Origin of the sequence: Kitasatospora phosalacinea (assembly GCF_000717185.1) — a bacterium.
GTDB classification, from domain to species: Bacteria; Actinomycetota; Actinomycetes; order Streptomycetales; family Streptomycetaceae; genus Kitasatospora; species Kitasatospora phosalacinea_A.
This window is the reverse complement of the sequence record NZ_JNYE01000095.1, coordinates 23436-30870: the sequence shown is the minus strand read 5'-3', so window position 1 is coordinate 30870 and position 7435 is coordinate 23436. Positions and strand designations below refer to the sequence as shown.

General features: G+C 74.5%; 6 protein-coding genes. All 6 read left to right on the top strand.

All coding sequences use genetic code 11. The annotated features are described in order from the left end of the window. Positions 1-157 precede the first annotated feature (157 nt). The 6 genes from OO57_RS30610 to OO57_RS30585 all read left to right on the top strand — a co-directional run bounded on the left by OO57_RS30610 (position 158) and on the right by OO57_RS30585 (position 7388). Positions 158-865, top strand: coding sequence for a SigE family RNA polymerase sigma factor (locus OO57_RS30610; RefSeq protein ID WP_063737676.1), 708 nt, complete (start codon positions 158-160; stop codon positions 863-865). Further along, positions 858-2048: a hypothetical protein gene (locus OO57_RS30605; protein WP_033255973.1), complete on the top strand. Its 1191-nt coding sequence runs from the start codon at positions 858-860 to the stop codon at positions 2046-2048. The genes OO57_RS30610 and OO57_RS30605 overlap by 8 nt, the downstream gene beginning before the upstream one ends. A gap of 255 nt (positions 2049-2303) precedes the next feature. Then, the gene (locus OO57_RS30600; RefSeq protein WP_418909925.1) at positions 2304-3224 is read left to right on the top strand and encodes an ABC transporter ATP-binding protein; all 921 of its coding nucleotides are present in this window, start codon (positions 2304-2306) and stop codon (positions 3222-3224) included. An 11-nt stretch (positions 3225-3235) separates the two neighbouring features. Next, positions 3236-3901, top strand: a complete 666-nt coding sequence (locus OO57_RS30595) for an ABC transporter ATP-binding protein (protein WP_234337575.1) — start codon at positions 3236-3238, stop codon at positions 3899-3901. A 194-nt stretch (positions 3902-4095) separates the two neighbouring features. Beyond that, the gene (locus OO57_RS30590; protein ID WP_033255970.1) at positions 4096-6711 is read left to right on the top strand and encodes a sensor histidine kinase; all 2616 of its coding nucleotides are present in this window, start codon (positions 4096-4098) and stop codon (positions 6709-6711) included. Beyond that, positions 6708-7388, top strand: coding sequence for a response regulator (locus OO57_RS30585; protein ID WP_033255969.1), 681 nt, complete (start codon positions 6708-6710; stop codon positions 7386-7388). Before OO57_RS30590 ends, OO57_RS30585 begins: the two co-directional genes overlap by 4 nt. The last annotated feature ends 47 nt before the right edge of the window (positions 7389-7435 follow it).

Here is a 7435-nt window from a genome sequence, read left to right as displayed (position 1 = left end):
GGGACCCTGTGGGAGAGTAGGACGCCGCCGAACAATCATTCAGAGAAAGCCCCCTGACGGGATGTCAGGGGGCTTTCTCGCGTTTCCGGGCCGGAGCGGAACTCGGGGTGAGGGCCGGTGTTGCCGGGTCGGGCGGTGCGCGGCACACTGTGGCGTCATGGTCGTGGAGCGGGACGAGGGGGCCGGTGGTAGAGCCGGTCAGGGCGACGGCGACTTTCGGGTGTTCTACGAGGCTGCGTACGGGCAACTGGTGGCGCACCTGTACGCGCTGACGGGGGATCTGGGTGAGGCGCAGGACGCCGCCCAGGAGGCGTTCGTGCGGGCGTGGAACCACTGGGGGCGGCTGGTGTCGCACGAGAATCCGGTGGCTTGGGTCCGGTTGACGGGGCAGCGGATCGCGATCAGTCGGTGGCGGCGGGCCCGGACGGCGTTGCAGAGCTGGATCCGGCACGGGGACGGGCAGCAGTCGCCGGTTCCGGGGCCGGGGCCGGAGACGGTGGCGTTGGTGGAGGCGTTGCGGCGGTTGCCGGAGGCGCAGCGGTCGGCGTTGGTGTGGCACCACATGGGCGGGCGTTCGGTGGCGGAGATCGCCGCGGACGAAGGGGTGCCGGTGGGAACGGTGAAGGCGCGGCTGCACCGGGGGCGGCAGGCGTTGGCGGTGCTGTTGGGGGAAGAGTCGGCGGCGGTCGCCGAGGAGCCGGTGGTCGCCCCGCTGCGGCCGGTTCGGGTGGCTGCCGCGGGTGAGGCGCAGGGGGCGGGGGTGCAGCGGACGACGGGGGGAAGCAGTGCGGAACGGGGGCCGGTGGACGTGGAGTTGACGGAGAATCAGGTGTGGGTGGCGGAGGACTGCGGGTCGCATGTCTAGGCCTGAGGTTCCGGAGGTGGACGAGGCGGAGGACCGTCCGGCGATCGGTGCTGCCCGGTTGGAGGCGATGTTCAACGGGCTGCGGCGCGAGGTGGCGTCGGGAGTTCCGGCGCCGGACAGTGCCGAGGTGGTGCGGCGCGGGGCGAGGCGTCGGCAGCGGCGCCGGGTGGGTGCGGTGGCCGGGGTGGGGGTGCTGGGTACTGCGGCGCTGTGGACGGTGGCGTCGGTGGTGCCGCTGCAGCCGAGGCACGGGGCGGCGGGGGTGCCGGTGGAGCAGTCGGCGGTGCCGCGGCCGAAGCCCTCGATGACGTGGGCGTCCTCTCCGGTGCCCTCGCTCCTGGTGGGGCCGACGGCGAGTGCCACGGGGCCGGCGCGGGCGTGGGAGCTGCTGCCGTTGGATTCGGCGGGGCCGGAGGTGCGGGCGCTGGTGCTGGAGGTGCGACGGATGCCGAGTGTGCTGGGCGGGTACGGGCCGTGGACAGCGGTGACGCCGTCGCCGAGCGTGTCCCAGTCCCAGTCCCAGTCCCAGTCCCAGTCCCAGTCCCCGCTCCCGTCCGCGTCCCCGTTCACCTCGGCCTCCTCGTCCACCTCGGCCTCCGCGTCAGCAGCGGCCTCCGCGTCCGGGGCTTCGACCGCGCCGTCGTTGCCGGGGGAGGAGTTCGCGAACGGTTGCGTGTCGGGGCTGGTGGCGCGGATGGGGGCGGTGCGGGCGTGGGGCGAGGCGTACACGGACGGGTCGGACGGGGAGGACGCGGAGGAGGCGACGGCGCACCAGTACGTGCTGGACTTCGGGGCGCCGGGTGCGGCGAAGGCCGCGGGGGCCCGGCTGCTGTCGGGCGGGGGCTGCGTGGGGCCGGGGCCGGGGCCGGGGGCGGGGTGGACGGTGGAGGACCAGGGGATCGGCGCGGTGGCGTTGGGGGCGCGGCAGGCGGGGGTGTCCGCGGAGGAGGTCGCGGTGCACGTCAGCGGGTCGGTGGTGGCGGTGCTGACGGTGCGGCGGAGCGGGGGCGGGGTGGTGCCGGAGGCGGGGCTGTCGGATCCGTTCCTGGTGGCGGCGGCGGAGTTCCTGGCGTTGGGGGTGCCGTCGGCGTCGGGTTCCCCGGTCGGCGCCCCGACCGGTTCGCGGGTCGGCTCCCCGGTGGGTTCGCCGGTGGGTTCGCCAGTGGGTTCGTCGACCGGCTGAGCCGGGGTCCGGACGGGAGCGCGGGTTTCGAAAAAAGTTCGGAATCCGATGCAACCTGACTGCTCCGGGCGGCGTTGGAGTGTTGAGACCGTCGTCGTGTGGGCGTCGGTCAACGGGGGAGGGCCGGGTCGGTCGGTCGGGGCAGAACAGGGGACTGCCCCGACCGGCCGTCCGGCGTAGGCCCGGTTCGACAGGCCTTGGCGAGCCGTGCGGCTCGGGCCGGAGGGGAATGGCGTGGGGGTCGAGGCCGTGGGTGTGGAGGCCGTGCCGGATCTCGAGGAGTTGCGCAGGCGCGCGTCCGGGGAGGGGCCGCCGCCCGCGGAGGGCATGGTGGTGTGCGAGAACCTGGTGCGCATCCACCGTTCCGAGGGGGTTGAGGTGCAGGCCCTGCAGGGGCTGGACCTGGTGGTGGAGGACGGCGAGCTGATCGCGGTGGTCGGCGCCTCGGGTTCGGGGAAGTCGACGCTGCTGGGCATCCTCGCGGGGCTGGACGTGCCGACGGCGGGCAGTGCCCGGGTGGCGGGGCACGACCTGCTGGCGATGGGCAAGCGCGAGCGGCTGGAGTTCCGGCGCCGGACGGTCGGGTTCGTCTGGCAGCAGACGGCGCGCAACCTGCTGCCGTACCTGACGGCGGCGGAGAACGTGATGCTGCCGATGGGGTACGCGGGCGTGCCGCGGGGCGACCGGCGGCGGCAGGCGGGGGAGCTGCTGGAGCTGCTGGGGATCGGGCACCTGGCGGGCCGTCGTCCGGCGGAGATGTCGGGCGGCGAGCAGCAGCGGGTGGCGATCGCGGTGGCTAACGCGAACTCCCCGGCGCTGCTGCTGGCGGACGAGCCGACGGGTGAGCTGGACAGCGCGACCAGCGAGGAGATCTTCGCGGCGCTGCGGTCGGTGAACGAGGAGCTGGGGGTGACGGTGCTGATCGTCACCCATGACCTTATGGTGGCGCAGGAAGTGCGCCGGACGGTGCGGATCCGCAACGGGCGGACCTCGACGGAGGTGCTGCGTCCCGAGCGGGGCGAGCCGGGGGTGGAGTACGCGGTGCTGGACCGGGTGGGCCGGTTGCAGCTGCCGCCGGACTTCACGGAGGCGCTGCAGCTCAGCCGCTGGGTGCGGTTGGCGTTGGAAGAGGACCACATCGGGGTGTGGCGGGCCGAGGAAGAGGTGCGCGGGTGAGCGGCGACGCGATGGTGGTCGTGGAGGACGTGCACCGGACGTTCGGTGAGGGCGACCGGGCGGTGCACGCGGTGCGCGGGGTGTCGTTCACGGCGCGGGCCGGGGAGCTGACGGCGCTGCGGGGCCGGTCGGGCTCGGGCAAGACGACGCTGCTGAACCTGGTGGGCGGGCTGGACACGCCGTCCGCGGGGAAGATCAGCATCGCCGGGACGGACCTGGCGGGGCTGGACGAGTCGGGCCGGTTGGAGCTGCGGCGGGACCGGATCGGCTTCGTGTTCCAGTCGTTCGGCCTGATCTCGGTGCTGACGGCGGCGGAGAACGTCGGGGTGCCGATGCGGCTGCGCAAGGTGGCGGTGAAGGAGCGCGAGGAGCGGGTCCGGACGCTGCTGGCGATGGTGGGACTGGCGGAGCACGCGGAGCAGCGGCCGACCGAGCTGTCGGGCGGCCAGCAGCAGCGGGTGGCGGTGGCGCGGGCGTTGGCGAACGAGCCGGCGCTGCTGATCGCGGACGAGCCGACCGGCCAGCTGGACTCGGACACCGGGTTGGCGATCATGCAGTTGCTGCGGGCGGTGGTGCGCAGCGAGGGCGTGACGGCGCTGGTGGCCACGCACGACCCGCAGCTGATGGAACTGGCCGACCGGGTCGTGGAGCTGCGGGACGGCAGGATCGTCGAGTAGTCGGCGGGCGGTCCGGGCGGCCGTGTGGGGTCGCCCGGACCGATCAGCTCCGACCGATCAGCTCCGACCGATCAGCTCCGGGGCGGGCCCGTGGCGGGGGCGGGGCCGTGGAGGGGCGTCAAGGATTCGACAATTCTCCCCCGAGGGTCGTCCGATCAGCGGATGGTGCGATTTTGGGTCGTAGTCTCTGAGCCATGGTGCACACGGCCCGCGGCAGGCTGCGGATCTACCTCGGGGCGGCCCCGGGCGTCGGCAAGACCTACGCGATGCTGGCCGAGGCGCACCGCCGGATCGACCGCGGCGCGGAAGTGGTGGTCGCCCTCGTGGAGACCCACGGCCGGGCCCGCACCGCCGAGCTGCTGGACGGCCTGGAGACCGTCCCGCGCCGGACGGTGCTCCACCGCGGCGCCGAGTTCACCGAGCTGGACCTGGACGCGGTGCTGGCCCGGGACCCGGCGGTCGCGCTGGTCGACGAGCTCGCCCACACCAACGTCCCCGGCTCGCGCAACGCCAAGCGCTGGCAGGACGTGGAGGAGCTGCTGGCCGCCGGGATCGACGTGGTCTCCACCGTCAACGTCCAGCACCTGGAGTCGCTGGGGGACGTGGTCGAGGGCATCACCGGCGTCCGGCAGCGGGAGACCGTCCCGGACGAGGTGGTGCGCCGGGCCGAGCAGATCGAGCTGGTCGACATGTCCCCGCAGGCGCTGCGCCGCCGCCTGGCGCACGGCAACGTGTACGCGCCGGAGAAGGTGGACGCGGCGCTCGCGCACTACTTCCGGCCCGGCAACCTGACCGCGCTGCGCGAGCTGGCGCTGCTGTGGACGGCCGACCGGGTCGACGAGTACCTGCAGCGCTACCGGGCCGAGCAGGGCATCCAGGGCACCTGGCAGGCCCGGGAGCGGATCGTGGTCGGCCTGACCGGCGGCCCGGAGGGGGCCACGCTGATCCGCCGGGCGGCCCGGATCGCGGCCCGCAACAGCGCGGGCGAGCTGCTGGCGGTGCACATCTCGCGCTCCGACGGCCTGTCCGGCTCCTCCCCGCGGGCGCTGATCGAGCAGCGCGCCCTCGTGGAGAGCCTGGGCGGCAGCTTCCACCCGGTGCTCGGCGACGACCCGGCGGCCGGGCTGCTGGACTTCGCGCGCGGCGTCAACGCCACCCAGATCGTGATCGGCACCAGCCGCCGCAGGGTCTGGCAGTACGTGTACGGGCCGGGCGTCGGCTACGCGGTGACCCGGGACTCCGGGGACATCGACGTCCACATGGTCAACCACGAGCACGCGGCGCGCGGCCGCGGCCGGATCCCGATCCGCCGGGTGACCGACCTGGGCCGGACCAGGACGGTCGCGGGCTGGGCGATCGGCGTGGCCGGGCCGCCGCTGCTGGCGCTGCTGCTGACCGGGTTCAGCGGGCCGGGGCTCTCCACCGACATGCTGCTGTTCCTGTCGCTGACGGTGTGCGCGGCGCTGGTCGGCGGCCTGTACCCGGCGGTCGCCTCGGCGCTGGTCTCCTCCTCGGCGCTCAACTACTACTTCGCGCCCCCCGTGCACACCTTCACCATCGCCCAGCCGGAGAACATCGTCGCGGTGGCGATCTTCGCCGCGGTCGGCATCGCGGTCGCCACCGTGGTCGACCTGGCCGCCCGGCGCAGCCACGTCGCGGCCCGCGCCCAGGCCGAGGCGCAGACGCTGTCCGCGCTGGCGGGCACGGTGCTGCGCGGCGCGCCGACCGGCGAGGGGGTGCTGACGGCGCTGCTGGAGCAGGTCCGGGAGACCTTCCAGCAGGAGGCGGTGGCGCTGCTGGAACGCGCGGACGCCCAGGGCGCGCACGGCACCTGGCACGCCGCGGCCGCGGTCGGGCCGCGGCCGCCCGCCGGGCCGGAGCAGGCCGACGTGGACGTCCCGGTCGGCGAGCGCCTGGCGCTGGTGCTGCGCGGCCGGGTGCTGCCCGCCGAGGACCGGCGGATGCTTGGCGCGTTCGCCAACCAGGCCGCCGTCCTGCTGGAGCACCGCCGACTGGCCGGGGAGGCGGTCGCGGCCCGCCGGGAGGCCGAGGGCAACCGGATCCGCACCGCGCTGCTGGCCGCCGTCTCGCACGACCTGCGCACCCCGCTGGCCGGGATCAAGGCCGCGGTCTCCTCGCTGCGCGCCGAGGACGTCGAGTGGGACGAGGAGGACGAGGCCGAGCTGCTGGCCGGGATCGAGTCCGGCGCGGACCGGCTCGACCACCTGATCAACAACCTGCTGGACATGAGCCGCCTGCAGACCGGCACGGTCACCCCGCTGCTGCAGCCCACGGACCTGGACGAGGTGGTGCCGTTCGTGCTCGGCGGCGTCCCGCCGGGCAGCGTGCGCCTCGACGTGGCGGAGTCGCTGCCGATGGTGCGGGCCGACGCGGGGCTGCTGGAGCGGGTGCTGGCCAACCTGGTGGAGAACGCCGTCAAGTACGGCCCGCCCGGTTCACCCGTCCTGGTGAAGGCGGACCTGCTGGAGCGCACCGGGCGGGTCGAACTGCGGGTGGTCGACCGCGGCCCCGGCGTCCCCGAGGAGGCCCGGGAGCGGATCTTCGCCCCGTTCCAGCGCCACGGCGACGCCCCGCGCGGCGCCGGGGTCGGCCTCGGCCTGGCGGTGGCCCGCGGCTTCGCCGAGGCGATGGACGGCACCGTCACCGCCGAGGACACCCCCGGCGGCGGACTGACCGTGGTGGTCTCGCTGCCCGCCGTCGCCCCCGCACACCCCGCCGGCGAACGAGCCGAACGCGACGAACGAGCCGAACGCGACGAACGAGACCAACGAAAGGCCGGTCCCGCATGACCCGGGTCCTGGTGGTGGACGACGAACCGCAGATCGTCCGCGCCCTGGTGATCAACCTCAAGGCCCGCAAGTACGAGGTGGACTCCGCGCACGACGGCGCGAGCGCCCTGGAACTGGCCGCCGCCCGCCACCCCGACGTGGTCGTCCTCGACCTGGGCCTGCCCGACATGGACGGCGTCGAGGTGATCCGCGGCCTGCGCGGCTGGACCAGGGTGCCGATCATCGTGCTGTCCGCCCGGCACGCCTCCGACGAGAAGGTCGAGGCGCTGGACGCCGGGGCCGACGACTACGTCACCAAGCCGTTCGGCATGGACGAGCTGCTGGCCCGGATGCGGGCCGCGGTGCGCCGGGCCGAACCGGTCGCCGCCGAGGGCGAGCCGGTGGTCGCCACCGAGGGCTTCACCGTCGACCTGGCCGCGAAGAAGGTCAACCGGCAGGGCGCGGACGTCCGGCTCACCCCCACCGAGTGGCACCTGCTGGAGGTGCTGGTGCGCAACTCCGGGCGGCTGGTCAGCCAGACCCAGCTGCTCCAGGAGGTGTGGGGGCCGGCCTACCGCAAGGAGACCAACTACCTGCGGGTCTACCTGGCGCAGCTGCGCCGCAAGCTGGAGGCGGACCCCTCGCACCCCCGGCACTTCATCACCGAACCGGGCATGGGGTACCGCTTCGAGCCGTGACCCCGCCGTGATCCACCCCACGCGCGGCCCTGCCGTCCGGCACCGGC

Bases quoted from the DNA above. Each gene is read 5' to 3' on its own strand.
- OO57_RS30595 (WP_234337575.1), top strand. From the start codon at position 3,236: ATGGTGGTCGTGGAGGACGTGCACCGGACGTTCGGTGAGGGCGACCGG.
- OO57_RS30605 (WP_033255973.1), top strand. From the start codon at position 858: ATGTCTAGGCCTGAGGTTCCGGAGGTGGACGAGGCGGAGGACCGTCCG.
- OO57_RS30590 (WP_033255970.1), top strand. From the start codon at position 4,096: ATGGTGCACACGGCCCGCGGCAGGCTGCGGATCTACCTCGGGGCGGCC.
- OO57_RS30610 (WP_063737676.1), top strand. From the start codon at position 158: ATGGTCGTGGAGCGGGACGAGGGGGCCGGTGGTAGAGCCGGTCAGGGC.
- OO57_RS30585 (WP_033255969.1), top strand. From the start codon at position 6,708: ATGACCCGGGTCCTGGTGGTGGACGACGAACCGCAGATCGTCCGCGCC.